The organism is Kitasatospora sp. NPDC114501, assembly GCF_055633695.1.
The window spans coordinates 419155-444266 of the sequence record NZ_JBVKDS010000001.1; the positions used below are offsets into that span (position 1 = coordinate 419155).

Below are 25112 nucleotides of genomic sequence, written 5' to 3' on the forward strand. Positions count from 1 at the left end.
CCGGCGCCTCCCGGGACGCCGTCGCGCCGGCGTCAGGCCAGGTCGTCGGTGCGCCCGAGCGCGTCCGGCTGGCTCTCCTCGATCCGCCGCAGCATCCGGCCCAGCAGCGCGGAGAGCGCCGTGCGCTCCTCGCCCACGACGTCCTGGAGCAGCTCCTCCTCGAACACCGCCGCCATCCGCATCGACTCCAGCCACTTGTCGCGGCCGGTCTCGGTGAGCTCGATGATCACCCGCACCCGGTTGGCCTCGTCCCGCTCCCGGGTGACCAGGCCGTCGGCCAGCATCCGGTCGATCCGGTGCGTCATCGCCGCCGGGGTGAGCCCGAGGCGCTTGGCCAGCTCGCCCGGGCCCAGCCGGTACGGGCTGCCCGAGACCACCAGGGCCTTGAGCACCTCCCACTCGGCGGAGGTGATTCCGAGCACAGTCAGCTGCCGGTCGTACGCCACGCCCATCCGCCGGGAGACCCGGTTGAGGGTCTGCACGATCGTCTCCACCTGGGGGTCGACGGTGGGGAATTCCCGCTGGTAGAGGGCCACCTGCTCGGCGATGCCGAACTCCAGGGGGGTGGCCGGGGCGGGCTGGCCGGCAGCCGGCCGCGGCTTGTCCGTAGTCATGCGGACCAGTCTCCCACGAGCGTGCACCCCTTAAGCCTTTGACTCCGCACTCTTCCGGTGCTAAGACTTTATCTCGTCAAACTTTAGCTCTGAAATCTTCTGGACTTAAGAGTATCCAGTTGAAACCAGGAAGGGATGTGCACGGTGACCGGCACGGTGAAGCAGCAGAGGCAGCAGCGGCGTGGAGCGGGCGGCCCGCTGCGCCGCGTCCAGATCGGCAACGCGCTCAGTGCGTTCGGCAGCGGGTTCACGATGCCGTACATGTTCGTGTACGTGGACCAGGTGCGCGGGCTGGGTTCGCTGGCGGCCGGGATGGTGTTCACCGTCTTCGCGCTGGCGGCCCTCGCCGTCCTCCCGTTCACCGGCCGCGGCATCGACAGGTACGGTCCCCGCCCGGTGCTGCTGGCCGGTACGGCGCTCGCCGCCACCGGCGCGTTCGCCTTCGGCCACGCCACCGGCACCCCGGCCCTGCTGGTCTCCTCCTTCCTGTTCGGCGCGGGTGTCACCACCTGCCAGCCGGCACTCGCCACGATGATCGTCCGCTGCTCCACGGCGGCCACCCGCTCGCACGCCTTCGCGCTCCAGTTCACCCTGATCAACCTGGGCATGGGCATCGGTGCGCTGGTCGGCGGGCAGATCGTGGACGTCTCCGACCCGGCCAGCCTCACCCGGCTGTTCACCATCGAGGCGGCGACGTTCCTCGGCCTCGCCCTGGTCACCGGCACCGCCCGGATACCCAAGGTCCAGCTGAGCGTCGTCCACGGGAAGGCCGACGGCCCGACGGGGCTGCGCGCACTGGTCGCCGACAAGGCGATGCTGCGGCTCTGCCTGCTCGCCGGGCTGATCTTCTTCACCTGCTACGGCCAGTTCGAGTCCGGCGTCGCGGCCTTCGCCACCGACACCGTCGGCACCGCGCCGTCCACCCTGGGCTTCGCGATCGGCGCCAACGCGCTGACCATCGTGGTGCTGCAGATGTTCATGGTGCGGATCACCGCGCGCCGCCGCCGCACCACCGCGATGGCCGCGGCCGGCGTGGTCTGGCTCGGTGCCTGGGCGATGGCCCTGGTGGCCGGTCTGATCCGGACGGAGACCATGGCCGCCACGGTCGCCATCGTCTCGATCTACGCCCTCTTCGGCGTCGGCGAGTCGCTGCTCGCGCCCACCATGGGCCCGATCGTCGCGGACCTCGCCCCGGCCCGGCTGCTCGGCACCTACAACGCCGGGTACGCCCTGGTGAAGCAGATCGCGATCGCGGTCGGCCCGGCCGTCGGCGTGCTGCTGGTCGGCTCCGGCACCTGGCCGCTCTACCTGGCGGCCATGGCGGGCTCCACGCTGCTGGTCGTCGTCATGGCGCTGCGGCTGCGCCCGCACCTCACGCCGGAGCAGGACAACGCGGCCCCGGCCGTGGTCCGCGCCGTCCCGGTCCGGGAGCTGCAGACCGCCGCGTAGCGGAACGCCCGTCAGGGCGTTCGAAACGGGCGCCGACCAGGTCACCTGGTCGGCGCCCGTCGCGCTTGGCTTCGCGGGCACCGCCACATAGTGTCAGTGGCTGTCGACCGCCCGGCCCCGGCCGGGGTGGCACGACCCGGGCGGAGCCAGGACCCGGGCAGAGCAGACAGGTGAATCGGCGAGGCTATGACGCAAGCGGCGCTCACGCACCCACCGGCGGCCCCGGCCCCCGCCGTCCCGGCACCGGTCCCGCGCGGTGGCCCGGTCCGCTGGGCGGCCGACCACGCGGGCTGGCTCGGACCGATCGCCGTCGCGCTCTTCGCCGGCCTGCTGCGGTTCTGGAACCTCGGCTACCCCCACTCCTTCGTCTTCGACGAGACGTACTACCCCAAGGACGCCTGGTCGCTGCTCCAGCAGGGCTACGAGGGCACCTGGCCCGACCACGCCAACGCCGACATCCTGTCCGTCCCCCAGTCCATCCCGCTGACCTCCGCGCCCGAGTTCATCGCGCACCCGCCGCTCGGCAAATGGGTGATGGCGATCGGCGAACAGCTGTTCGGGATGAACCCCTTTGGCTGGCGGTTCATGACCGCCCTGCTCGGCACCGTCACCGTGCTGATGCTGGCCCGGATCGGCCGCCGCCTCTTCGGCTCCACCCTGATCGGCTGCACCGCCGCGCTGCTGATGTCGGTGGACGGCCTCCAGCTGGTGATGAGCCGGGTCGGCCTGCTCGACGGCATCCAGATGTTCTTCGTGCTCGCCGCCTTCGGCAGCCTGCTCATCGACCGCGACCACGCCCGTGCCCGGCTCGCCCGCGTCGCCGAGGCCGACGGCGGCGACACCGTCCGGCTCGGACGGCGCCCCTGGCGGATCGCCGCCGGGGTGCTCCTCGGCGCCGCCTGCGCGGTCAAGTGGAACGGCGCCCCGATCCTCGCCGCCCTCGGCATCCTCACCGTCCTGTGGGACCGCTCCGGCCGCCGCGGGGCCGGCGCCCGCCGCCCCTGGCGCTCGATGCTGCGCCGGGACGCCGTACCCGCCTTCCTCGCCGTGGTCGGCTCCGCCGCGGTGGTGTACGTCGGCGCCTGGAGCGGCTGGCTGGCCACCGGCGGTACCGGCGCCAACGGCGGGGGCGGCTACGACCGGCACTGGGCCGACGGGCGCGCCGGGCTCTCCCCGGACAGCGTCCTCGGCGTCCCGCTGCCGCAGATCCCGATGAGCTGGGTGCCCGCGCCGCTGCGCAGCCTGTGGCACTACCACTCGCAGATGTACGACTTCAACACCGGTCTGAGCACCCCCCACACCTACCAGTCCAACCCCTTCGCCTGGCTGGTCGACGGCCGACCGGTCTCGATGTACTGGGAGCAGGTCCCGGCCGGGCAGCGCGGCTGCACCTCCTCGGGCGGCTGCGCGGCGCAGATCCTCGGCCTCGGCACGCCGTTCCTCTGGTGGGCGGCCTGCTTCGCGCTGGTCTACCTGCTGTGGCGCTGGTTCTTCCGGCGGGACTGGCGCTCGGGCGCCGTGCTGTGCGCGGTGGCCGGGATCTACCTGCCCTGGTTCCGGTACCAGGAGCGGACGATCTTCTCCTTCTACATGGTCGTGCTGGTGCCGTTCCTGTGCCTGGCCGTCGCCCAGATGCTCGGGGCGATGCTCGGCCCGGCCGGCTGCGGCCCCCGGCGCCGCCGGATCGGGGCCATCGGGGCCGGGGCGATCGTGCTCGCGATCGTCGGCTGCTTCGCGTTCTTCTACCCGCTGTACACGGCGGAGGTGATCCCGATGTCGTCCTGGCAGGACCGGATGTGGTTCACCAGCTGGATCTGACGGGCCCGGCTGATGGGCTGGACCTGCCCGACGGGCCGGACCTGATGCTCCCGGCGGGCCTGGCGGCCTCCGGCGGGCAGCTGCTGCCGGTCACCCCGGTGCTCGGGGTGGTCACCGCCGTGCTGCTGTCGGCCGCCGTCGCGGTCGCCGGGCGGGGCCTGCTCGGCCACGGGCGCGCGGTGCTGCGGGCCGGGCTGCGCGCGGTGGTGCAGCTGGCCGCCGTGGCCGCGGTGATCACCTGGGTGGTCGGGTCGCTCTGGTGGTCGGCGCTGTTCGTGGTGCTGATGTTCTCGGTCGCGGTGCGCACCGCCGGGCGGCGGATGACCCCCGGCCCGGCCTGGGTCTGGGCGGCCGCCCCGATCGGCGCGGGGGTGCTGCCGGTGCTCGCCCTGCTGCTGGGCGTCGGGCTGCTGCCGGCCCGGGGGCTGTCCGTCATCCCGGTCGCGGGCATCCTGATCGGCGGCGCGCTCACGGCGACCTCGCTGGCCGGACGGCGGGCCCTGGACGAGTTGCGGCTGCGGCGCGGCGAGGTGGAGGCCGCGCTGGCGCTCGGCTTCGAGGAGCGCGACGCCCGGCTGGAGATCTGCCGGACGGCGGCGGCGACCTCGCTCGTCCCGGCGCTGGACCAGACCCGGACGGTCGGCCTGGTCACCCTGCCCGGGGCGTTCGTCGGGATGCTGCTGGGCGGGGCCTCGCCGGTCCAGGCGGGGGCGGTCCAGCTGTTCGTGCTGATCGGGTTGCTGGCGGTGGAGTCGGTGGCGATCGTGGTGGTCCTGGAACTGGTCGGCCGCGGCCTGGTCGCGACCGGGCCGGACGGGGGTGCCGGGTAGGCGTGCCGGGCAGGTGCCGGGTAGGGGTCGACCTGCTCGGACCGGCCGGGTGACGCCGTCGGGTACGCTTGGCGTCGTTGAAGGGGAGTAGCCCTCCACCGGACCGTCGACATACTGGCCCCCAGGGGCCCGGCGCCCGGGGCATCGCTCGACAGGGCGTTGCCGGCGAGACCTTCGGCCGCAGTGCTGTGACCATGACCAGTGCTGTCGGGCCGAAGCGTCCCCTGACGGAGCCGCGGTGGCCGGCAGCCCGACCGAGGAATCCTCTGATGAGCCTTACCGTTGCCGCGTTGACCTTCGGCATCATCTTCCTGGCCGAACTGCCGGACAAGACCGCGCTGGCCAGCCTGGTGCTCGGCACCAAGTACCGCGCGAGCTACGTCTTCGCGGGCATCGCCGCCGCCTTCGCCCTCCAGGTGGGCCTCGCGCTCGTCGCCGGGCAGCTGCTCTCGCTGCTGCCGCACCGCTGGGTGGAGGGCGTCACCGGCGTGCTGTTCCTGGTCGGCGCGGCGATGCTGCTGTTCCACGGCGGTGACGACGACGAGCACGCGGCCAAGGAGCCGTCCTCGAACAGCTTCTGGAAGGTGGCCGGGGCCAGCTTCGTGGTCGTCGCGATCGCCGAGTTCGGTGACCTGACCCAGATCATGACCGCCAACCTGGCCGCCAAGTACGCGGACCCGCTGGCCGTCGGCGTCGGCTCCTGGCTGGCGCTGTGCGCGGTCGGCGGGATCGCCATCGTGGGCGGGCAGAAGCTGCTCAAGCACGTGCCGATGAAGCTGATCATCCGGGTGGCGGCGACGATCATGGTGGTGCTGGCGGGCATCAGCATCTTCGGGGCGATCACCGGTTGACGGCTGGCGGCCGCGGGCCGACGAGTGGGGCGGTGGCCGCCGGTGGGCGGCCGCCGCCCCTTCGTGTGAGCGGGGGTCAGCAGCCCGGGTCGGCGGTGAGGGTGGCCTGGGTCTTGGGGCCGTAGACGCCGTTCTCGCCCTTGATCCGGTTGTCGCGCTGGTAGCTGGTGAGCACCGACTGGGTCCAGTAGTCGAAGGTGCCGGTGATGATCGACTTGTCGATGAATCCGCATTCGGCGGCGTACAGGCGCTGCTGCATGTCCTTGACGTCCGGCCCGGTCATCCCGAGCTGGAGCAGCCGCGGGGTGGGCGTCGGGGTGGGCGTGGGGGTGGGCGTCGGCGTCGGGGCGGGGTCCGGCGCGGGCGGCTGGACCGGGGGAGGCGGTGGCGTCGGCGTGGGGGTCGGCGTCGGGGTGGCCGTCCTGGTCGGGCTCGGCTTGCGGGTGGGGGTGGCCGTCGGGCTCGGCGCCTCGCTGGTCGGCGCCGCCGCGCTGGGGGCGGGCGCCGCCAGGGTGGGCGGGTCCACCGGCGCGGGCGCCAGGGTGCTGGTCGGCAGCGGCCGCGCCTGCTCGGCCGGCGGCTCGGCGGAGGGCGTCACGGCGTAGGCGACGCCGATGGTGAGCGCCACCAGGGCGGCGCCGACCCCGGCGAGCAGCCCCTTGCGCTGGGCGAGCGGGCGCCGGTCGGACTGCTCGGCCGCCCGTCTGGCGGCCCGGCCGCCGCCGGCCTCCGGCCCGGGCACGCCCGGGGCCCGTCCGGCCCCCGCGCCCGGCCCGAAGTCCGCGTCCTGCCCGAAGTCCGGGCCCGGCCCGAAGGGGAAGAGGCCGATCTCGTTGGCGTCCGGCGCCGACGCCGGCCCCGGCTGCTGCGGCTGCGCGGCCCCCGGGTACCCGCCCGGCCCGGCGGGCGGGACCGGCGGCAGCACGGTGGTGGCGTAGGTGTCCGGGTAGCCGCCGTCCGGGTAACCGCCGTCCGGGTAGGCGCCGGCCTCCGGCCCGAACGGGGCCCGCCCTGGCGCGACGGGCGGCAGCATCGTGGTGGCGTACGCGTCCGCGTCCGGCCCGAGCGGGGGAGTGGCCGGCGGCCCGGGCCGCCCCGGGGGGACAGGCGGCAGCACCGTGGTCGCGAACGGGTCCACCACGGGTGCGTTCGGGTGGGCCTCGTCGGCCACCTGGTCGGCGGTCTGCGGGACGTACGGGCGGACCAGCGGCGGGCCTTCGAGGTGGGGCAGGACGGCGGTCTCGGTGAGGCTCGGGTCCGGGACGCAGCCGCACCCGGTGGAGCGTGCGGCGCCGCACGTCGGGCAGTGCTGGTCCGGCATCGGCCGGTCCTCCTCGGTTTCACGTCGGTTTCGCGACGACTTCGCGGGCGGTCGTTCGGTCGTTCGGCGCACGTTCCGGGCGGACCGGGGCGCACGATCGCGCCTGATTATGCAGGACCGCCCGAAGGGTGGACAGGGGCGTCCGTCCGCCGGCGGGGGTGTTGTGCCGGTTGGTGCCGGTTGGCCCCTCGGAGAACGCCCGGGGCGCGGCGGTCGTCCCCGGCGCTTACGCTCGGTTCGACCCGACGGAACGAATCGGGACGAACCGACCCAGCGCGGTGAGCTGGGAGTGATCATCCGCACGGCCCGGGCGACGGGCCCGCGACCCCTGGAGACGCCATGACGGATCCGCGCGCCGCGGCCGGCCGGAGCACCGCGGGCGCGAGCGGCCCGCCGGCGGTCACCGTCCCCAACCTCTGGGTGCCGATCGGCGCCCTGCTGCTGGCGATGCTGCTGGCCGCCCTCGACCAGACCATCGTCTCCACCGCGCTGCCCACCATCGTCAGCGACCTCGGCGGCCTGGAACACCTGTCCTGGGTGGTCACCGCCTACCTGCTGGCCTCCACCGCCGCGACCCCGCTGTGGGGCAAGCTCGGCGACATGTACGGCCGGAAGCGCTTCTTCCAGGCCTCCATCGTGATCTTCCTGCTCGGCTCGGTGCTGTGCGGGATCGCCCAGAACATGGGCGAGCTGATCGCCTTCCGTGCGCTCCAGGGCCTGGGCGGCGGCGGGCTGATGGTGCTCTCCCAGGCGATCGTCGGCGACCTCGTCGCCCCTCGGGACCGCGGCCGCTACCAGGGCCTGTTCGGCGCCGTGTTCGGTGTCACCAGCGTGCTCGGGCCGCTGCTCGGCGGGGTCTTCGTCGACCACCTCAGCTGGCGCTGGGTGTTCTACGTCAACCTGCCGATCGGCGTCGTCGCCCTGGTGGTGATCGCAGCGGTGCTGCACGGGGTGGAGGTCCGGCGCGAGCACCGGATCGACTACCTGGGCACCGTCCTGATCGCCGCCGTCGCCACCTGCCTGGTGCTGATGACCTCGCTCGGCGGGACCACCTGGGCCTGGGCCTCCTGGCAGGTCGTCGGCCTCGGCGCGTTCGGCCTGGTGCTGCTGCTCGCCTTCGTCCTGGTCGAGCGGAAGGCGGCGGAGCCGGTGCTGCCGCTGCGGCTGTTCCGCTCCCGGACGTTCAGCCTGGTCGCGGTGATCTCCTTCGTGATCGGCTTCGCGATGTTCGGCGCGCTCACCTACCTGCCGACCTTCCTCCAGGTGGTCCAGCAGGTCTCGCCCACCCTGTCCGGCGTCCACATGCTGCCGATGGTGCTCGGCATGCTGCTCACGTCGATCGGCTCCGGCCAGATCGTCGCCCGCACCGGCCACTACCGGATCTTCCCGATCGCCGGGACGGCCGTGACCACCGTCGGGCTGCTGCTGCTCTCCCGGCTGGACGAGCACAGCGGTACCGCCGAGATGAGCGGCTACTTCCTGGTCTTCGGCCTCGGGCTGGGCCTGGTGATGCAGGTCCTGGTGCTGATCGTGCAGAACTCGGTCGGCTACGAGGACCTCGGCGTGGCCACCGCGGGCGCCACCTTCTTCCGCTCCATCGGGGCCTCCTTCGGCGTCTCCGTCTTCGGGACGGTCTTCGCGAGCGGGTTGAGCAGCCGGCTCGCCGACGCCCTGGCGGGGGTGCCGCTGCCGCCCGGCTTCCGGCCGGAGGTCATCACCGCCGACCCGCGGGTCATCCCCCGGCTGCCGGCCGCCGTCCAGCCGGGGGTCTACCACGCGTACGCCGAGTCGATCACCCGGGTGTTCCTGTACGCGGTGCCGGTCGCGGTGGTCGCCTTCGTGCTGTCGCTGTTCCTGCGCGAACAGAAGCTGCGCTCCACCGTCACGGCGCCCGACCTGAGCGAGTCCATCGGGGTCAACCCGGTCGAGCGCACCTCGCTGGACGAGATCGCCCGCGCGCTCTCGGTGCTGAACAGCCGTGAGGCCCGGCGCGACCTCTTCCGCCGGATCACCGAGAGTGCCGGGCTGGACCTGCGGCCCGCCTCCAGCTGGCTGCTGCTCCAGATGCACCAGCACGGCTCGGTGGAGCCGGCCGAACTCGCCGAGCGGCGGATCGTCCCGGTCGCCGTCATCGAGGAGGCCGTCCGGGAAGTGGAGGGCCGGGGGCTGGCGGCTCGGGTCGGGCGGCTGCCGCTGCGGCTCACCGAACCGGGGGAGGCGGCGGTGCTGCGGCTGGTCGCCGCCCGGCGCACCCAGCTCGCCGAGCTGCTGGGGGACTGGGACGAGCAGCGGTACGCCGAGCTCGCCGGGCTGCTGAACCGGCTCAGCTCCTCGCTCTGCGCGGACCGGCGCGACCGGCCGGACCCGGCGGGGCCGGAGGGGCCGTACCGTGGGGAGGGGCGGTCGTTCTGACGCGTGGGCGCGATGGGAAGGGTGGTGCGGCATGCCGCTCGAGATCGAGCGCAAGTTCCTGCTGGAGACCTTCGAACCGCCGCGGACGGCGGTGCGGCAGCGCATCGAGCAGGGGTACATCGCGATCAAGGACGACGGGACGGAGGTGCGGCTGCGGCGGATCGGCGGCAGCCGCGTCCTCGGCGTCAAGCGCGGCGCCTCGTCCGCGGCGGGTTCCCCCGTCCGGATCGAGGTGGAACGCGAGCTCGGGGAAGAGGAGTTCACCGGACTCTGGCCGGCCACCGAGGGCGCCCGGCTGGTCAAGGACCGCTACACCTTCGACACGTCCGGCGTCACGGTCCACGCGGACGTCTACCAGGGGGAGTTGGCCGGGCTGCGCACCGCCGAGGTCGAGTTCGGCTCGGAGGCCGAGGCGGAGGCGTTCTCGGCGCCGGACTGGTTCGGAGCCGAGATCACCGGCGTGAAGGCGTACAAGAACCAGACCCTCGCGACCCGTGGACTGCCCGAGTCCTGACCGCACCGAGGGGGTCGGTCCGCTACGGCGCACCGAACCAGCGCGGGGTGTCGAACCGGAACGGGTCGCCGGGGGCGAGCCGGCGCAGGCCGTCCTCCACCGCGCGCAGCTGCTCCTCGCCGAGGACCTCCGACCACTCCTCGCGCAGCTCGTCGAAGATCCGCGCCGAACGGATCAGGCAGTCCACCCCGCGCTCGGTGAGCCGGACCAGCTTGCGCCGGGTGTCGGTCGGATCGGCGATGCGCGCGACGTAGCCGAGCTGCTCCAGCTGGTCGACTGTCTTGCCGGCCGCCTGCTTGGAGACGCCGAGGCGGCGGCCGAGTTCGGAGGCGGTGGTGCCCTGCGGGCCGATCGCCTGGAAGACGAAGCCGTGCATCGGGCGCAGGTCGGGATGACCCTGGCGGGCGATGCGTTCGTGCAGCTCGTCGATGATCGTCCGGAAGGCGAGCAGCAGGCGCAGCGGCAGCTCAAAACCCGGTGGAGACGGTTCACTTGACACGATGGACAACCTCATTGACTATATAGACAACTTCATTGTCCATCTTAGGGGTTCCTTCGCCATGCCCGTGATCCGCCGGACCGACGCCCGCCGCACCGCGACCCCGAACGGCGTCATGACCACCTACGCCTCGCCCACCCAGGGATCCGCCGCCCTCGCCGTCTGGCACGTCGACATGGCCGCCGACGCCCGGGGCCCGCTGCACGCCATGGACACCGAGCAGGTCTGGACCCTGCTCACCGGCACCGCCCGGGTCGACCTGGCGGGGGAGGTCCTCACCCTCGCCCCCGGGGACACCGCCGTCCTTCCCGCCGACACCGCCCGCCAGATCTCCACCGACACCGGCTTCACCGCCGTCGTCGCCTCCCCGTCCCCCGCCCACGCCTACAACCCCGACGCCCGCACCCCCGAGGGCGCCTGCGACCTCGCCCCGCGCGACGACCAGCGGGTCCTCCCGCCGTGGATCGCCTGACCCCGACGCCGCCCCCGCCGGACGGCCGCCCCCGGCGGGTGACCGCCCACACCTGCGGGCCGCCCGCCCGTGAGGTGTAGCAGACTGCTCCCGTACGCAGTCACCGGAGCAGAAGGAGCGCGCCATGTCCGTCGTCAAGATCAACGTCCTGACGGTGCCGGCCGAACAGCGCGAGGTGCTGGAGCAGCGCTTCGCCTCCCGGGCCGGCGCGGTGGAGAACTCGGACGGCTTCGAGTGGTTCGAACTCCTCCGCCCCGTCGAGGGCACCGACCAGTACCTGGTCTACACCCGCTGGCGCAGCGAGGAGGACTTCAAGGCCTGGATGGAGGGCCCGATGAAGTCCGCCCACCAGAACGGCCCCTCCGGCGAGGCCCCCAAGCGCCCCGCCGCCACCGGCTCCACCCTCTGGTCCTTCGAGGTCGTCCAGTCCACGGGCCCCAAGGCCTGACGTCCGTACGGCGGTTGCGCGCCCCGGGGCTTTCGGAGCCCCGGGGCGCGCTGCTGTGTGCGGGCTCGGGCCGCTCAGTCGAAGGCGGTGTGGAGGAGGGGCAGGGGCGCGTGGCCGGTGCGCCAGAGGAGGCGGAGGTGGAGGGGCGGGGGGTCGAGGGGGAGGCGGACGAGGGTGCCGCCGGTGAGGTGGGCGTGGACGGCGTGGGCGGGGAGGAGGGCGATGCCGAGGCCCTGTTCGGCGCAGGCGCGGGTGACCGGGACGGCGCCGGTGCGCAGGCGTCGGACGTGCTGGCCGAGGAGGCGTTCGCCCGCGAGGTGGAAGGAGCAGGTGGGGGAGTCGACGAGGAGCCGGTGGCCGCGGAGGGCCTCGCGGGTGAGGGCGGTGGCGCGGGCCAGCGGGTGGGCGGGAGCGGCGACCAGGGCGAGCGGGACGTCCTGGACGTCGAGGTGGTCGAGCAGGGCGGGCGGCAGGGGGAAGCCGAGGGCGCCGAGCGGGCCGGGGGCGTCGAGGACGAGCGCGGCTTCCAGGGCCCCGGCGGCGACGCCGTCCAGCAGGGCGTCCCGGGAGGTGTCGGTGTGCAGGGATATGTCCAGCTCGGGCCGATGGACGGTGAGGCGCGCGAGGACGGCCGGGACATGGGTGGCGGCGACGGTCCCCAGGACGCCGAGCCGGAGGCGGACCCGGGTGACGACGACCTCGCGGCGGGCCTGTTCGGCCTGGTCGAGCAGCCGCCGGGACCAGGGCAGCAGCCGTTCACCGGCCGCGGTGAGGGTCAGGTCGCGCCCGGCCCGGTCGAACAGGGCGGTGCCGAGGCCGAGTTCGAGGGAGCGGACCTGCTCGGAGACGGCGGACGGGACCAGCCCGAGCGCCCCGGCCGCGCCGGTGACCGTGCGGTGGGTGACGACGGCCTCGAAGGCGCGCAACTGACCTAGTTCCACTGCTCCCCCGAACGCCCTCGCTCCCGGTGCTGCGGGACAGCGTACGGGGGAAGAGGGGGCGGAGGGCCCGGTGTGCTCCAGAGGATCCGAGCGGCTTTCGGGGGCTCAGGGGCTCACCGCCGTCCGGCGCTCCAGGTGGGTCGGCTTGGTCGGATGCTCCTCCCGGACCGCCCGGCGCAGGTCGAGCCGCCGGGTGAGGGTGCCGAGGGCGGCGAGCAGGTCTCGGTCGTCCGGCAGGGGTGGGAGACGGTCGGTGTGCTCGGACAGGTTGCCCTCGTCCGGTAGGCGGTCGGTGGGCCGCGGCCAGCGCGGGCAGGCCCGAGGCGGGGTCGGTGCGGGCCCGGACCCGGAGCCGGGCGACCGTTTCGTCGGTGACCGGCTCCCGCGCCGAACGGCGGGCTCGCGGGACGGCGTGGTCGTGGTCGGACGGGGCTCCGTGCGCGGTTGCCGCGCGTGTCCTGCCGGGGCGGGGACGAGCGGTCTCCCGTCCGAACGTCCGTACGCCGGGGCTGAGTTCCGGACACCGGAGGTGTCGGGTGGGAAGTCGGACGGGCCGACTTCCCGCGCGCGGGTCGGTCCGTCGCGCGCCCTACCCGGTGAGCGCGCCGTCCAGGTACTCCTGGACCGGTGGGAACAGCGGGAGCGGTACGTATCCGGCCAGCTCGGCGCGGGTCGCCCAGACCACCCGGTCCAGTTCGTCGGAGTCCGTCACCATGGCGGTGCCGCCGACCACCTCGCAGGCCGTGTACGCCATCCGCCGCCCGCTCTGCGGGTGGTCCCGCTCACCGAGCAGCCGGGCGGCGGCGACGTGCAGGCCGGTCTCCTCGGCGGTCTCACGCACGGCCGCATCCTCCGGGGACTCGTCCGGCTCGACCTCCCCGGCCGGGAACTGCCAGGACAGCCCGCCCTCGGCGACCCGCCGCCGCACCATCAGCACCCGGCCGTCCTCGACGACGATCGCGACGGCGACGGCGGGGAGTCGCTCGGGGTCCTGCTCGGTCATCGCTCTGCTCCTCGGGCCTGCTCCGGTGTCGACGCCATCCTGGACCGGGGCCGGGGCCACGGTCGGGTACCGCTGCGCGGCCGCGTGTCGTGGCCGGTTCCGGCTACCGGCGCTCCGGCCCGTAGAGCGCGGCCGGCGCACCGGTGGCCAGCGCCCAGTAGCGGTCCCCGAACGACCAGTGCCACCACTCCGTGGGGTAGTTGACGAGCTCGGCGCCGCTCAGCACACCGCTGAGCAGCCGCCGGTTGGCGCGGGCCTGCGCGCCGATGTTCCCGGCGTGGGTGTAGCAGGCCCCGGCGCTCTCCTCCGGACTGGCGTTGACCCTGGTGCCCAGGTCCAGCTCGCGGCCGTCGGCGTCGACGAGGGTGAGGTCGACGGCGGCCCCGGCGCTGTGCGGCGCGATCTCCGGCGGCGAGACGTAGCGACTGGCCGCCGACCTGACCCGCCCGTCCGGCCAGTCGGGATTCGCGGCCCGCAATTCGGCGGCGTACTCGTCGAAGTAACGGCTCTGCAGCTCCGGCGGCCGGTAGCCCTCCACGAACAGCAGCCGCAGCCCGTCCGGCAGCGCCGCCTGCGCGTCGAGCAGCCGGTCGAGCACCCCGGCCCGCAGGTATGCGAAGGCGCCGCTGTCGTCCCGCTTGCGCTCGTCGACGAGGAGCCCGCCCCCGGCCCGGACGTCCACCAGCCGTTCCTCGCGGTGCGCGACGGGGATCGCGGCCACCTTCGGGTCGGACATGAGGATGATCTCGCTCAACTCGCCTCCTGAGTGAAGAGATCAAGGCTACGGCAGGGGCGTGCCGTGCTCCAGGCAGACGGTCGGTGCCGCCGTCAGCGCTCCGGCGGGCGGAAGGTGACCGGGGCGTCGAAGGCGGCACGGCGGGTCGTGCGGCGCAGGGCGCGCAGGACGGGGGTGCCGAGGGTGAGGCAGAGGACGACGGTCAGCGCGGCCCGGGGCAGGTCCCAACCCAGGGACGTGGTCAGGCAGTACGCCGCGAAGCGGACCAGGTTGGCGGGCAGCGGGTCGCCGGGGTGGAACGAGACGGAGCCGGCCAGGCCGCCGATGTACGGCCAGCCCTGGAGGTTCATGATCGTGCCGTACAACAGGGACGCGACGGCGCCGTACCCCGCGAGGAGCGCGAGTTCGCGGCGGCCGCGCAGGGAGGCGGATCCCGGCAGCAGCCCGGCTCCCAGGCAGACCCACCCCATCGCCAGCATCTGGAACGGCAGCCACGGCCCCACCCCGCCGGTGAGCAGCGCGGAGGCGAACATCGCCAGCGGGCCGAGGACGAAGCCGAAGCCCGGGCCGAGCACCCGCCCGGAGAGCACCATCAGGAAGAACATCGGCTCCAGGCCCGCCGTCCCCGCGCCGAGGGGTCGGAGAGCGGCCCCGGCTGCCGCGAGCACGCCGAGCAGGGCCACCGACTTGGCGTCCAGCCCCGGCGCCCCGCCGCCTGCCGAGCGGCCCTCGGAGATCTGGGCGATGACGACGGCGAGCAGCAGAGGGAGGAGGAGCGCGAACAGCCACGGCGCGTCCGCGGAGTGGCCGACCAGCGCCGACCTGGTGGAGGCGAGCAGCGGCCAGCCGAAGGCGGCGACGCCGACGAGGGACACCGACAGCAGCGCCGCGATCGACCGGCGCCCCAGCGGGACGGGACGAGTGCTCATGCGCCCAGCGCCTCCGCGACCTGCCCGACGGTGAGCCACGGCCCGGGCGCCAGCACCTTGGACACCTGGGGGGCGAACGCCGGCGAGGAGACCACGACCTGCGCCGTCGGTCCGTCGGCGACGATCTCGCCCTCGGCCAGGATCACCGTGCGGTGGGCGAGTTCGGCGGCCAGTTCGACGTCGTGGGTGGCGAGCAGCACGGCGTGGTCCTCGGCCGCCAGGCCGCGCAGGATCTCCACCAGCCGGGACTTGGCGGCGTAGTCGAGGCCGCGGGTCGGCTCGTCCAGGAGCAGCAGCGGGGGCCGGGCGGTGAGCACGACGGAGAGCGCGAGGGTGAGCCGCTGGCCCTCGGAGAGGTCGCGCGGGTGGGTGTCGTCGGCGATGCCGGGCAACAGGCGTTCGACCAGGGCGCGGCAGGTGCCGGCGGCGGCGCCCGCGTCGGCGTCGGCCGCGGCGCACTCGGCGGCGACCGACTCGCCGTACAGCAGGTCGCGCGGGTCCTGCGGGACGAGTCCGACCTCGCGGATCAGCTCGGCGGGGCGGGTGCGGTGCGGGGTGCGGCCGCCGACCTCGACGCGGCCGGAGGCGGGGGCGTGCAGGCCGACCAGGCTGCCCAGCAGGGTGGACTTGCCGGCGCCGTTGCGGCCCATCAGGGCGGTGACCTCGCCGGGGTGCAGCGCGAGGTCCACGCCGCGCAGCGCCGGGACCGGGCCGCGCCGGACGGCGAGGCGGTCGGCAACGGCGACGGGGGTACCGGACGGAGCACCGGCGGCGGCGGGCGCCCGGCCGTCGAGTTCGGCGCGCAGCGGTGCGGCCCTGCGGCGCGCGTCGCGGACCGAGAGCGGCAGCGGCCGCCAGCCCGCGAGCCGGCCGAGGCCGACCACCGGCGGGTGCACCGGGGAGTGCGCCATCACCTCGGCCGGTTCGCCCAGCACCGGGGGCGCGTCCGGGGTGAGCAGCAGCACCTGGTCGGCGTACTGGACGACCCGCTCCAGCCGGTGCTCGGCCATCAGCACGGTGGTGCCGAGGTCGTGCACCAGCCGCTGGAGGACGGACAGCACCTCCTCGGCCGCGCCCGGGTCGAGCGCCGAGGTGGGCTCGTCCAGGACCAGGACACGCGGGTGCACGGTGAGCACCGAGCCGATCGCGACGCGCTGCTGCTGGCCGCCGGAGAGGGAGCCCAGCGAGCGGTCGCGCAGGTCGGCGAGGCCGAGCAGGTCGAGGGTCTCCTCGACCCGGCGGCGCATCACGTCGCCCGGCAGGCCCAGCGATTCCATGCCGTAGGCGAGTTCGTCCTCCACCGTGTCGGTGACGAAGTGCGCCAGCGGGTCCTGCCCCACCGTGCCGACCAGGTCGGCGAGTTCGCGCGGCCGGTGCTCGCGGGTGTCCCGGCCGCCGACGGTGACCCGGCCGTGCAGCACCCCGCCGGTGAAGTGCGGCACCAGGCCGCTGACCGTCCCCAGCAGGGTGGACTTGCCGGAGCCGGACGGGCCCACCAGCAGGCAGAGTTCGCCCTCGGGGACGGTGAGGTCGACGCCGTTCAGTGCGGGCGCGGCGGAGTCCGCGTACCGGACGGAGACCTGCTCGAAGGTGATCACGATGCCCTCCGGGGCGGGGTCGGGGCGGCGAGCGCCGGTACCAGGCCGAGCAGGACGGCCAGTACGGCGGCCAGGGGCAGCGCGGGGACGGTCGGTGGGACGACGGTGGGGGCGAAGGCGGCCGGGTCCTGCGCGGCCAGGTAGGTGGTGAGGGCCGCCACGGCCGCCCCGGAGCCGGCGGTCAGCCACTCCGGCAGGGCCCAGGGGTCGGGCCGGTAGCGGCTCCTGACGGAACGTCGGCTGCCGAGCAGCAGTCCGGCGAAGGCGGCGGCCAGGCCGAGCAGCAGGACCGGCGGTGCCCAGCCCGCGCCGCCGGCCGTCAGCAGCCCGTACGCGGCCAGGCAGATCCCGAGCAGCCCGGCCAGGGTGAGCGCGGCCGTCGCCCGGGCGAGCCGGCGCGGGACGTCGGCGGTGCGGCCGAAGCCCCGGGTGTCCATCGCGGCGGCCAGCGCGACGGACCGCTCCAACGCGCCCTCCAGCACCGGGAGTCCGACGCTCAGCACGGCCGCGACGCCCTTGTCGGTGCGGCCGCGCAGGCGCCGCGCGGCGCGCAGCCGGCGGACGTCCGCGACCAGGTTCGGCGCGAAGGTCATCGCCACGACGACGGCGACGCCCGCCTCGTAGAGCGCGCCGGGCAGGGCGCGCAGCAGCCGGGCCGGGCTGGCCAGCGAGTTGGCGGCGCCGACGCAGACCAGCAGGGTGGCCAGCCGCAGTCCGTCGTACAGTGCCGCGAGCAGCCCCTCGACGGTGACCCGGCCGCCGATCCGCACGCCCTGCGCCCAGGCGGGCAGCGGGACTTCGGGCAGGGTGAACAGCACATGGGTGCCGGGGACCGGGGAGCCGAGGAAGACCGCGAACACCAGCCGGATGCCGAGCACCAGCAGGCCCAGCCGCAGGAACGCCCCGTACGACCGTGACCACGGCGCGTCGCCGCGCCGGGCCGCGACCACGTACCCGGCGACGGCGGTGAGCAGCAGCAGGATCGCCGGGTTGGTGGTCCTGGTGGCCGCCGCGCCCAGCCCGAGCGCCCACAACCACCAGGCCCCGGGGTGCAGTTGGCGGGGGCCGGTGGGCGGCCGGGTGCTACGGGCGGTGCTGCTCACGGTGCTGTCCTGGGTGGGGGTTAGGAGTGACGGCGGCGGCGCGCCTGCCAGACGGCGCCGCCGGCGAGGACGGCGACCAGCGCGCCGCCGGCGATCAGGCCGATGTCCGGGCCGCTGCCGTGGCCGGCGGACCGGCCGTCGCTGTCCGGCTGGGCGGCGCCCGCCGCGGCGACCTGGTCACCGCAGCCCGCCTTCGGGTACCCGGCGATGGCGCACAGCAGCCCGTTGGAGTCGTAGCGCAGCGGCGGGGCGACGGCGGCCAGCACCTCGGCCGAGCTGGCGCGGGGCGTGACGCTGGCGCAGGCGGTCCGCGGCCCGGGCAGAGCGTCGGACGTACCGGCGTCCTCGGCGGTCCCGAAGTCCAGCACGACCGCCACCCGCTTGCGCCCCTCCTGCGCGGGCGTGCCCGCGCAGAGCTCCGCGAAGCTCCCGCCCGTGCGCGGCTTCGCGGCGTCCTGCCCGCCGTCCGGGCTGAGCGCGAAGCGCCACCCGTCCACCGATCCGTCCGGCGGCACCGCGACGGCGGGCCCCTGCTGCTGGTACGTCCAGCCGCCGCCCTCGGCGCCGCGCCAGAACGACCAGTACCGGTAGCCGGCCGCCTGCGCGGGCGCGGCGGAGACGAGCAGCAGCACCACCCCGAGGAGGGGGAGGAGCAGCACGGCGCCGGCGGAGGTGCGGGCGGCGGTGCGGCGTGCGGGGCGCATCAGAGGTGCGGGTTGCGCTTGCGCTGGAGGCTGAGGAGGAGGCCGCCGCCGACGCCGACGAGCAGGCCGACGCCGATCAGCCAGTACTGGCCGATGCCGCCGTCGTCCTTCTTCCCGGCCGGGGCGGGCGTCGCCGCGGCCGAGGCCTCGGCGGCCTTGGGCGTCGGGCCGAGGGCGGTGAGCCGGCCGGTCAAGGCGGCGGTGTCGCGGTGGGCGGCCTGGGTGACCAGCAGCAGGGTGGCGGTGGCGCCGGCGTCGGTGCCGCCCTTGGTCCAGGTGGCGCCCTCCTTGGCGAGCCAGTCGACGGCGCCGGCGGCCTGCTGGGGGTGGCCGCTCTGGACGAGGGCGAGGGCGGCCCAGGCGGTCGCGGTGTAGTCGGGCTTCGGCTCGGCGCCCGGGGTGACCAGGCTGAGGTGGTCGCCGTTGGCCGCGAGCTGGGCGGTGAGGTAGGCGCCGGCGGCCTCGCCGGAGTCCGCGTGCGGGACCGGGGCCGCGGCGGCCGCGGCGTCGGAGGCGCAGGCCAGGGGCTTGGGCGCGGCGTCGGCGCGCACCGAGGTGGCGACCGGCAGGTGGCCGCCGCCGGCGGCGAGCGCGGCCTGGCCGCTGGCGAGGGCGTTCGGGGTGAGGGCGCCGCCGGCCGGGTCGGGCTGGTAGGCGAAGGCGCCGCGCTGGTCGGCGGGGGCGGCGCAGCCGAGCTGGAACAGGGCGAGCCCGTCGAAGGCGGACCGGCCGGCCTTGGCGACGCCCGCCGGGTCGGTCCTGGCGGCGAACAGCGCGTTGACGGCGAGGCCGGTGGAGTTGGCGTCGCCCGGGCTGCCGGGGTTGTAGGCCCAGCTGCCGTCGGCGTTCTGGTTGGCCTTGAGCCAGGCGACGCCCTTGTCGACGGCCTCCTGGTGCCCGCCGAGGGCGGCCAGGGCCTGGACGGCGACGGCGGTGGCGTTGCTGTCCTCGGTCTTGGGGTCGCAGGCCGCGCCGGCCGCCCGGTAGGAGGGCCAGCCGCCGTCCTCGCACTGCTGCCCGGTGAGCCAGCCGACGGCCGAGTCGGCCGGGGTGACCTTGGCCGCCGTCAGGGCGGTGAGCGCCAGCGACTGCCGCCAGACGCCGTCGTACGTCGGGTCGCTCCTGCCGTACAGCCCCTCGGGGACGGCGGCGGTGGTCGGCGCGGGGCTGTCGGCGAGGGCCGGGCCGGCGGCGAGGCCGGTGAGCAGCGCGGCGGACAGGGCGGCGGCGCCCAGGCGGGCGGCGGTCAGCATGGTGCGGTGTGCCTTTCGGTGAGCGGTGGTGGCCCGGGCGGGGCCGTTCCGTAGTCCTCGACGGTGCCGGGCGCGTGCGTCCGGCCTGGCCGCTCGCCCCTCCCCGGGCGCTCCGACTCGCCCGGGCGGCCAGTGCGGCGCCGGACTCACGGCTGCGGGTCAGCGCCGGATTCGCACCGGCTTTCCCCGGGGGAGGAGCGGGATGGAGTTGTGCTGCCCGTCGACTCTAGCCGCCGCGGCGCCCGGAGCGTCCAGCCGCCGGAGCGTTCAGGCGGCGGAGCGCCCGGAGCGGCCCGCGTGGGTGCGGAACAGCGGCAGGAACAGGTTCCAGTCGGCGGCGGCCGACCGGGTGTTCACGGCAGGGTGAGCAGCCGGGCCGCGGTGTGCAGGTCGGCCCGCACCTCGGCGATCGAGGCGCGCCCGGAGAGCCAGGCGACCAGCGCCGAGTGCCAGGTGTGCTCGATCACCCGCACCGCCGCGCGCTGGCTCTCGGTGGGCGGTCCGGACTGGCCGATCGCGTCCAGGATGAGCTGCCCGGTGGCGACGCTGACCTGGTCCACCTCGGCTCCGACCGAGCGGTCCGCGAAGGACAGCGCCCGGACCATCGCCTCGGCCAGCAGCGGCTCGCGCTGGAGAGCGTGGAAGGCCCGGGTGAGGGTGTCGGCGACCCGCGGGGCCGGTTCGGGCTCGGTCGGCGGGTGCCGCCGGATGTGCTCGTGGAGGCCCTGGAGCTGCTCCAGCATCACCGCCACCAGCAGGTGCACCTTGGACGGGAAGTACCGGTAGAGGGTGCCGAGGGCGACCTGCGCGCTCTCCGCGACCTCCCGCATCTGCACCGCCTCGTACCCGCCCCGCACCGCCAGCGCGGTGGCGGCCCGCAGGATGCGCCGGCGCCGTTCGGCCTGGCGCGCGGTCAGCGGCGGCTCGCCCGGCGGGGAGAGCGGCGGGGAGAGCGGCGTCGTCGGAGGAGGGGGTGGCGGCAAGGGTGCTCCCGGGCGGGCGAGAGTGGCGGGGTGCTCCACAGGGTCGGCAGGATCCGGCGTGGTGGGAATCACCGGCCCTGGCTCCTGAGGTAAAGCTACGGGCCGGTATCTTCGAGGTCTCTCATTGTTCACGTGGTCGACGACGAGTTCCCCAGCCACTGAAACCTGATCTACTTTAGCGACCGGAAGCACGACCGGCAGCACCGATAGCAGCTAGAGAAGAGGGCCCAGGATGACCGCGCAGCCGCTGCGGATTGCCCTGCTGTCGTACCGCGGTGACCCCTTCTGCGGCGGTCAGGGCGTGTACGTACGGCACCTCTCCCGGGAGCTGGCGAGGCTCGGTCACCACGTGGACGTGATCGGCGCCCAGCCCTTCCCGGTGCTGGACGAGGTCGAGGGGCCCGGCTCGGTGCGCCTGGTCGAGCTGCCCAGCCTGGACCTCTACCGCGCCGACGACCCCTTCCGCACCCCGGCCCGCGGCGAGTTCCGCGGCCCGGTGGACCTGCTGGAGTTCGCCACCATGCGCACCGGCGGCTTCCCCGAGCCGCTCACCTTCTCGCTGCGCGCCCGCCGGTACCTGGCCGCCCACAAGGGCCGCTACGACGTGGTGCACGACAACCAGACCCTCGGCTACGGCCTGCTCGGCCTGGCCCGGCACGGCTTCCCGCTGGTCACCACGATCCACCACCCGATCACCGTGGACCGGCGGCTGGAGCTGGACGCCGCCACCACCCGGGTCAAGCGGCTCTCGCTGCGCCGCTGGTACGCCTTCACCCGGATGCAGCGCCGGGTCGCCGCCCGGCTGGACCACGTGATCACCGTCTCCGGCACCTCGCAGCGCGAGATCGCCGAGCACCTGGGCGTCGCGCCGGGCGCGATCTCGGTGGTGCCGGTCGGCGCCGACACCCGGCTCTGGTCGCCCTCGGAGCGGGCCGGGCGCGTCCCCGGCCGGATCGTCACCACCTCCAGCGCGGACGTCCCGCTGAAGGGCCTGGTCTTCCTGGTCGAGGCGCTCGCCAAGGTCCGCACCGAGCGGGACGCCCACCTGGTGGTGGTCGGCAAGCCGCAGAAGGACGACGGCCCGGTGGCCGAGGCGGTGCGCCGCTTCGGGCTGGCGGAGCACATCGAGTTCCGCAGCGGGCTGACCGACCGGGAGCTGGTCGACCTCTACCGCTCGGCCGAGGTCGCCTGCGTCCCCTCGCTCTACGAGGGCTTCTCGCTGCCCGCCGCCGAGGCGATGGCCACCGGCACCCCGCTGGTCGCCACCACCGGCGGGGCGATCCCCGAGGTGGCCGGCCCGGACGGGGAGACCTGCCTGGCGGTGCCGCCGGGGGAGGCGGACGCGCTGGCCGCCGCGCTCGGCCGGCTGCTGGACGACCCGGAGCTGCGGGCCGGGCTCGGCGCGGCCGGGCGGGAGCGGGTGCTCGCCCGGTTCACCTGGGAGCGGGCCGCCGAGCTGACCACCGAGGCCTACCGGGCGGCGATCGCCACCGGCGCCGGCGCCCGGGCCCGCTCGGGGCCGGGCTGGCGGTACGTGGCCTAGGGCGGTGCCGGGTCGCCGGTCGGCCGCCCGGCCACACCCTGGTGCACGGCCCCGCCACGCCGCCGGCCGGTGACGGCGGGTCGGATCCACCCGGCGCGGCGCGACGCGCCGGAAGAAGGCCTGACGAAGCGTCAAGGACGCTTGGTAGCAATAGGAATGGGAGTCCAGCAGTGCTGACCGTCGATTTCTCGCGCTTCCCGCTCGCCCCCGGCGACCGGGTGCTCGACCTGGGCTGCGGCGGGGGCCGGCACGCGTTCGAGTGCTACCGCCGCGGCGCCAACGTGATCGCTCTCGACCAGAACGCCGAGGAGATCGCCGAGGTCACGAAGTGGTTCGCGGCGATGGAGCAGGCCGGTGAGGCCCCGGAGGGCGCGTCGGCGGTCGCGATGGAGGGCAACGCGCTGGCGCTGCCGTTCGAGGACGAGTACTTCGACAAGATCATCATCTCCGAGGTGATGGAGCACATCCCGGACGACAAGGGCGTGCTCAACGAGATGTTCCGGGTCCTCAAGCCGGGCGGCCTGCTCGCCGTCACCGTGCCGCGCTGGCTGCCGGAGAAGATCTGCTGGGCGCTGTCCGACGAGTACCACGAGGTCGAGGGCGGCCACATCCGGATCTACCGGGGCGACGAACTGCTCGGCAAGCTCAAGGACGCCGGCCTGGAGCCGTACGGCACCCACCACGCGCACGCGCTGCACTCGCCGTACTGGTGGATCAAGTGCGCGGTCGGCGTGGACAACGACAAGGCGCTGCCGGTCAAGGCGTACCACCAGCTGCTGGTCTGGGACATCGTCGGCACCCCGGTGATCAGCCGCCTCACCAAGGCCGCCGAGCGGGCGCTCAACCCGGTGATCGGCAAGAGCTTCGTGGCGTACGCCGCCAAGCCCAACCGCGCGCCGGGCGGGGCGGCATGACCGCCGCCGTCCCCGAGGTGCTGCTGCTCGACGGGGTGCTCGACGCCGAGCAGGCCGCCGACACCGTGCGCAGCATCCTGGCCGAGCAGCGCCCGGACGGTGCCATACCGTGGTTCGCCGGCCACCACCTCGACCCCTGGGACCACACCGAGGCGGCGATGGCCCTCGACACGGCCGGCGAGCACGCCGCCGCCGAGGCCGCCTACCGCTGGCTCGCCGCCACCCAGAACCCGGACGGCTCCTGGTACGCGGCCTACACCGACGGCGTGGTCACCGACCGGGCCAAGGAGAGCAACTTCTGCGCGTACATCGCGGTCGGGGTCTGGCACCACCACCTCAGCACCGGCGACGACGCCTTCCTGGAGTGGATCTGGCCGGTCGTCCGGCGCGCCCTGGACTTCATCGTCGGGCTGCGGCTGCCCGGCGGCCCGATCGCCTGGCGGGTCGACGAGGACGGCGCCGCCACCGACGAGGCGCTGCTCACCGGCTCGTCCAGCATCCTGCACGCGCTGCGCTGCGGCCTGGCCGTCGCCGAGTACCTGGAGGAGCCGCAGCCCGACTGGGAGCTCGCGGCCGGGCGGCTGGGGCACGCCGTCTCCCACCACCCCGAGCGGTTCCTTGACAAGGGCCGCTACTCGATGGACTGGTACTACCCGGTGCTCGGCACCGGCCTGCGCGGCGAGGCGGCGCTGGCCCGGATCGAGCGGGACTGGGAGCGCTTCGTCGTCCCCGGCCTCGGCGTGCGCTGCGTCAGCGACCGCCCGTGGGTGACCGGCGGGGAGAGCGCCGAGCTGGCCCTCGCGCTCTGGGCGATCGGCCAGTCCGACCGCGCGGTGGACATCCTGCGCTGGATCCAGAAGCACCTGCGGCACGAGGACGGCTCGTACTGGACCGGGTACGTGTTCGAGGACGACGCGATCTGGCCGGAGGAGCGCACCACCTGGACGGCCGGGGCGCTGCTGCTCGCGGTGGCCGCCCTCGGCGGGGACCCGGCCACGGTCGCGGTCTTCGGCGGGGAGCAGCTGCCCGCCGGGCTGGTGGTCCAGGACTGCTGCTGAGCCGGGAGCCCGGACGGACGGGCCGCGAGCTCGGACGGAAGAGCCGGGCGCACGGACGGAAGGGGCGGGACCGGAGAACCGGTCCCGCCCCTTCGCGGTGTGCGTCCGAGGAGGTCAGCCGCGCTGGATGCCCGTGGTGTCGGCCAGCACGCCCTGGCTGCCGTCCGGCAGCTGCGCGACCAGCGCGGCGCCGCGCTGCTCGACGGCCAGGTACCAGGTACCGGGCACGACCTCGCCGACCGGGGCACCGGCCGGGTTGTCCTTCGGGGCCAGCTGGCGCGGCGCCGGGACGGCGAACCAGAACGGCTGGAAGTCCGACGCCGGGGCGGGCGCCTGCTGCGCGGCCGGGGCCGGCTGCGGGGCCGGGGCGCCGGCGTCGTGCGGCTGGGCGGCCGGGACCGGCTGGCCGGGCTGCGGCTGGCCCGCACCCGGGTAGCCGTAGCCGCCCTGGGCGGCGCCGTACGCCGGGTCCTGGCCCTGGGCCGGGTAGCCGTACTGACCGGGCTGGGGCGCACCCGGGTGGCCGGGCTGGCCCGGGTAGCCGTACTGGCCGGGGACGGCCGCCGGGCGGTCGGAGACCAGCGGGGCCTTCAGGGCGGGCACCAGGGGGCTCGCGGCGGCCGCGCCGGCCAGCACGATCAGCGCGATGAAGCCGAGCCAGGCGCCGAAGCCGTGGCTGACGCTCGAACCGTAGGGGCTGGCGCCCAGCGACCAGACCGAGGTCCACAGCGCGGCGACGGAGAAGGCGATGCCCCACTGGTCCAGCCGCAGGCCGAGCACCTGACGCTTGGTCGCGGCCTGGCCCTGGAAGCGCTGCACCAGGATCAGCACGGCGGCGACGATGCCGAGCAGGTAGATCGAGGGCAGGACGGGGAACAGGTCCGTGCTCCACGCGTTCTTTGAGGCGTCCGCACAGAACCGGCCGCTGCAGTCAGCGGTCAGGTAGGGCAGGAAGGAGGCGATGAAGAGCAGGACGGCCGCGCCTGCGACGGCGGCGTCTCCCCTGGTGAGAGCGCGCAGATTCACTAACGTTCCCCTCGTTGACGTGTCGTGGACGGTGGTTCGTACGGTCGGGCCGACCGGCCGAAACTCCCGAACGGACCAGAAGCCTAGGCCCAA

At 74.8% G+C, this 25112-nt stretch carries 25 protein-coding genes; 12 read left to right on the forward strand and 13 right to left on the reverse strand.

Going from position 1 to position 25112, the window contains the following annotated elements; translation table 11 throughout:
- Positions 1-32: 32 nt before the first annotated feature.
- On the reverse strand, positions 33-614 hold the full coding sequence (locus ACZ7RU_RS01990) for a MarR family winged helix-turn-helix transcriptional regulator (protein ID WP_470339020.1): 582 nt from the start codon (positions 612-614) through the stop codon (positions 33-35).
- 144 nt (positions 615-758) lie between these two features.
- Here ACZ7RU_RS01990 and ACZ7RU_RS01995 point away from each other — a divergent pair, with 144 nt between their 5' ends.
- The 4 genes from ACZ7RU_RS01995 to ACZ7RU_RS02010 all read left to right on the forward strand — a co-directional run bounded on the left by ACZ7RU_RS01995 (position 759) and on the right by ACZ7RU_RS02010 (position 5562).
- Entirely contained in the window at positions 759-2063 is a 1305-nt protein-coding gene (locus ACZ7RU_RS01995) for an MFS transporter (RefSeq protein ID WP_470339021.1), read from the forward strand.
- A gap of 186 nt (positions 2064-2249) precedes the next feature.
- A complete protein-coding gene (locus tag ACZ7RU_RS02000) occupies positions 2250-3881 on the forward strand; it encodes a dolichyl-phosphate-mannose--protein mannosyltransferase (protein WP_470339022.1) in 1632 nt (543 codons plus the stop codon).
- 44 nt (positions 3882-3925) lie between these two features.
- Positions 3926-4711 (forward strand): ABC transporter permease, encoded by a 786-nt coding sequence (locus ACZ7RU_RS02005; protein WP_470339302.1) that lies wholly within the window; start codon positions 3926-3928, stop codon positions 4709-4711.
- 266 nt (positions 4712-4977) lie between these two features.
- Complete coding sequence (locus ACZ7RU_RS02010) at positions 4978-5562, forward strand: TMEM165/GDT1 family protein (RefSeq protein ID WP_470339303.1); 585 nt, start codon at positions 4978-4980, stop codon at positions 5560-5562.
- A 76-nt stretch (positions 5563-5638) separates the two neighbouring features.
- Here the strand turns inward: ACZ7RU_RS02010 and ACZ7RU_RS02015 are convergent, their stop codons facing one another.
- Positions 5639-6883 carry a peptidoglycan-binding domain-containing protein gene (locus ACZ7RU_RS02015; protein WP_470339023.1) on the reverse strand — a complete coding sequence of 415 codons (1245 nt, stop codon included), beginning with the start codon at positions 6881-6883 and terminating at the stop codon, positions 5639-5641.
- Between the two features lie 339 nt (positions 6884-7222).
- Here ACZ7RU_RS02015 and ACZ7RU_RS02020 point away from each other — a divergent pair, with 339 nt between their 5' ends.
- Positions 7223-9295: an MFS transporter gene (locus ACZ7RU_RS02020; protein ID WP_470339024.1), complete on the forward strand. Its 2073-nt coding sequence runs from the start codon at positions 7223-7225 to the stop codon at positions 9293-9295.
- 31 nt (positions 9296-9326) lie between these two features.
- Positions 9327-9809, forward strand: coding sequence for a CYTH domain-containing protein (locus tag ACZ7RU_RS02025; RefSeq protein WP_470339025.1), 483 nt, complete (start codon positions 9327-9329; stop codon positions 9807-9809).
- A gap of 22 nt (positions 9810-9831) precedes the next feature.
- Here ACZ7RU_RS02025 and ACZ7RU_RS02030 read toward each other — a convergent pair whose 3' ends face one another.
- Positions 9832-10308 carry a MarR family winged helix-turn-helix transcriptional regulator gene (locus ACZ7RU_RS02030; protein ID WP_470339026.1) on the reverse strand — a complete coding sequence of 159 codons (477 nt, stop codon included), beginning with the start codon at positions 10306-10308 and terminating at the stop codon, positions 9832-9834.
- Position 10309: 1 nt separating this feature from the next.
- Between ACZ7RU_RS02030 and ACZ7RU_RS02035 the strand changes: the two genes are divergently transcribed.
- Together ACZ7RU_RS02035 and ACZ7RU_RS02040 are read left to right on the forward strand one after the other, a co-directional pair.
- Positions 10310-10780 carry a cupin domain-containing protein gene (locus ACZ7RU_RS02035; protein WP_470339027.1) on the forward strand — a complete coding sequence of 157 codons (471 nt, stop codon included), beginning with the start codon at positions 10310-10312 and terminating at the stop codon, positions 10778-10780.
- A gap of 124 nt (positions 10781-10904) precedes the next feature.
- Positions 10905-11228 carry an antibiotic biosynthesis monooxygenase family protein gene (locus ACZ7RU_RS02040; RefSeq protein WP_387748614.1) on the forward strand — a complete coding sequence of 108 codons (324 nt, stop codon included), beginning with the start codon at positions 10905-10907 and terminating at the stop codon, positions 11226-11228.
- A gap of 74 nt (positions 11229-11302) precedes the next feature.
- On the opposite strand, the gene ACZ7RU_RS02045 is transcribed toward ACZ7RU_RS02040, so the two are convergent.
- Positions 11303-12169 carry a LysR family transcriptional regulator gene (locus tag ACZ7RU_RS02045; RefSeq protein ID WP_470339028.1) on the reverse strand — a complete coding sequence of 289 codons (867 nt, stop codon included), beginning with the start codon at positions 12167-12169 and terminating at the stop codon, positions 11303-11305.
- Between the two features lie 153 nt (positions 12170-12322).
- Here ACZ7RU_RS02045 and ACZ7RU_RS02050 point away from each other — a divergent pair, with 153 nt between their 5' ends.
- The gene (locus ACZ7RU_RS02050; protein ID WP_470339029.1) at positions 12323-12454 is read left to right on the forward strand and encodes a hypothetical protein; all 132 of its coding nucleotides are present in this window, start codon (positions 12323-12325) and stop codon (positions 12452-12454) included.
- Between the two features lie 304 nt (positions 12455-12758).
- On the opposite strand, the gene ACZ7RU_RS02055 is transcribed toward ACZ7RU_RS02050, so the two are convergent.
- The 8 genes from ACZ7RU_RS02055 to ACZ7RU_RS02090 form a co-directional block, all read right to left on the reverse strand.
- Positions 12759-13172, reverse strand: coding sequence for an NUDIX hydrolase (locus tag ACZ7RU_RS02055; protein ID WP_470339030.1), 414 nt, complete (start codon positions 13170-13172; stop codon positions 12759-12761).
- A gap of 103 nt (positions 13173-13275) precedes the next feature.
- On the reverse strand, positions 13276-13926 hold the full coding sequence (locus ACZ7RU_RS02060; protein ID WP_470339031.1) for a M15 family metallopeptidase: 651 nt from the start codon (positions 13924-13926) through the stop codon (positions 13276-13278).
- A gap of 74 nt (positions 13927-14000) precedes the next feature.
- Positions 14001-14837, reverse strand: coding sequence for an ECF transporter S component (locus ACZ7RU_RS02065; RefSeq protein ID WP_470339032.1), 837 nt, complete (start codon positions 14835-14837; stop codon positions 14001-14003).
- Positions 14834-16435, reverse strand: coding sequence for an ABC transporter ATP-binding protein (locus tag ACZ7RU_RS02070; protein ID WP_470339033.1), 1602 nt, complete (start codon positions 16433-16435; stop codon positions 14834-14836). Before ACZ7RU_RS02070 ends, ACZ7RU_RS02065 begins: the two co-directional genes overlap by 4 nt.
- Positions 16432-17538, reverse strand: coding sequence for an energy-coupling factor transporter transmembrane component T (locus ACZ7RU_RS02075; protein ID WP_470339034.1), 1107 nt, complete (start codon positions 17536-17538; stop codon positions 16432-16434). Before ACZ7RU_RS02075 ends, ACZ7RU_RS02070 begins: the two co-directional genes overlap by 4 nt.
- A 20-nt stretch (positions 17539-17558) precedes the next feature.
- Positions 17559-18242 carry an SCO2322 family protein gene (locus ACZ7RU_RS02080; RefSeq protein WP_470339035.1) on the reverse strand — a complete coding sequence of 228 codons (684 nt, stop codon included), beginning with the start codon at positions 18240-18242 and terminating at the stop codon, positions 17559-17561.
- Complete coding sequence (locus ACZ7RU_RS02085; RefSeq protein ID WP_470339036.1) at positions 18242-19495, reverse strand: prenyltransferase/squalene oxidase repeat-containing protein; 1254 nt, start codon at positions 19493-19495, stop codon at positions 18242-18244. Before ACZ7RU_RS02085 ends, ACZ7RU_RS02080 begins: the two co-directional genes overlap by 1 nt.
- Positions 19496-19848: 353 nt before the next feature.
- Positions 19849-20478 (reverse strand): TetR family transcriptional regulator, encoded by a 630-nt coding sequence (locus ACZ7RU_RS02090; RefSeq protein WP_470339037.1) that lies wholly within the window; start codon positions 20476-20478, stop codon positions 19849-19851.
- A 232-nt stretch (positions 20479-20710) separates the two neighbouring features.
- Between ACZ7RU_RS02090 and ACZ7RU_RS02095 the strand changes: the two genes are divergently transcribed.
- The 3 genes from ACZ7RU_RS02095 to ACZ7RU_RS02105 all read left to right on the forward strand — a co-directional run bounded on the left by ACZ7RU_RS02095 (position 20711) and on the right by ACZ7RU_RS02105 (position 23993).
- On the forward strand, positions 20711-22021 hold the full coding sequence (locus tag ACZ7RU_RS02095) for a glycosyltransferase family 4 protein (protein ID WP_470339038.1): 1311 nt from the start codon (positions 20711-20713) through the stop codon (positions 22019-22021).
- Positions 22022-22191: 170 nt separating this feature from the next.
- On the forward strand, positions 22192-22935 hold the full coding sequence (locus tag ACZ7RU_RS02100; RefSeq protein ID WP_470339039.1) for a class I SAM-dependent methyltransferase: 744 nt from the start codon (positions 22192-22194) through the stop codon (positions 22933-22935).
- The gene (locus ACZ7RU_RS02105; protein ID WP_387748646.1) at positions 22932-23993 is read left to right on the forward strand and encodes a prenyltransferase/squalene oxidase repeat-containing protein; all 1062 of its coding nucleotides are present in this window, start codon (positions 22932-22934) and stop codon (positions 23991-23993) included. The genes ACZ7RU_RS02100 and ACZ7RU_RS02105 overlap by 4 nt, the downstream gene beginning before the upstream one ends.
- A 114-nt stretch (positions 23994-24107) precedes the next feature.
- Here ACZ7RU_RS02105 and ACZ7RU_RS02110 read toward each other — a convergent pair whose 3' ends face one another.
- Positions 24108-25019 carry a hypothetical protein gene (locus tag ACZ7RU_RS02110; RefSeq protein WP_470339040.1) on the reverse strand — a complete coding sequence of 304 codons (912 nt, stop codon included), beginning with the start codon at positions 25017-25019 and terminating at the stop codon, positions 24108-24110.
- Between the last annotated feature and the right edge of the window lie 93 nt (positions 25020-25112).

Coding starts and splice junctions, on each gene's coding strand:
- ACZ7RU_RS02020 (WP_470339024.1), top strand. CDS start 7,223: ATGACGGATCCGCGCGCCGCGGCCGGCCGGAGCACCGCGGGCGCGAGC.
- ACZ7RU_RS02080 (WP_470339035.1), bottom strand. CDS start 18,242: ATGCGCCCCGCACGCCGCACCGCCGCCCGCACCTCCGCCGGCGCCGTG.
- ACZ7RU_RS01990 (WP_470339020.1), bottom strand. CDS start 614: ATGACTACGGACAAGCCGCGGCCGGCTGCCGGCCAGCCCGCCCCGGCC.
- ACZ7RU_RS02055 (WP_470339030.1), bottom strand. CDS start 13,172: ATGACCGAGCAGGACCCCGAGCGACTCCCCGCCGTCGCCGTCGCGATC.
- ACZ7RU_RS02085 (WP_470339036.1), bottom strand. CDS start 19,495: ATGCTGACCGCCGCCCGCCTGGGCGCCGCCGCCCTGTCCGCCGCGCTG.
- ACZ7RU_RS02035 (WP_470339027.1), top strand. CDS start 10,310: ATGGACAACCTCATTGACTATATAGACAACTTCATTGTCCATCTTAGG.
- ACZ7RU_RS02105 (WP_387748646.1), top strand. CDS start 22,932: ATGACCGCCGCCGTCCCCGAGGTGCTGCTGCTCGACGGGGTGCTCGAC.
- ACZ7RU_RS02000 (WP_470339022.1), top strand. CDS start 2,250: ATGACGCAAGCGGCGCTCACGCACCCACCGGCGGCCCCGGCCCCCGCC.
- ACZ7RU_RS02065 (WP_470339032.1), bottom strand. CDS start 14,837: ATGAGCACTCGTCCCGTCCCGCTGGGGCGCCGGTCGATCGCGGCGCTG.
- ACZ7RU_RS02050 (WP_470339029.1), top strand. CDS start 12,323: ATGCTCCTCCCGGACCGCCCGGCGCAGGTCGAGCCGCCGGGTGAGGGT.
- ACZ7RU_RS02095 (WP_470339038.1), top strand. CDS start 20,711: ATGACCGCGCAGCCGCTGCGGATTGCCCTGCTGTCGTACCGCGGTGAC.
- ACZ7RU_RS02025 (WP_470339025.1), top strand. CDS start 9,327: ATGCCGCTCGAGATCGAGCGCAAGTTCCTGCTGGAGACCTTCGAACCG.
- ACZ7RU_RS02040 (WP_387748614.1), top strand. CDS start 10,905: ATGTCCGTCGTCAAGATCAACGTCCTGACGGTGCCGGCCGAACAGCGC.
- ACZ7RU_RS02015 (WP_470339023.1), bottom strand. CDS start 6,883: ATGCCGGACCAGCACTGCCCGACGTGCGGCGCCGCACGCTCCACCGGG.
- ACZ7RU_RS02005 (WP_470339302.1), top strand. CDS start 3,926: ATGCTCCCGGCGGGCCTGGCGGCCTCCGGCGGGCAGCTGCTGCCGGTC.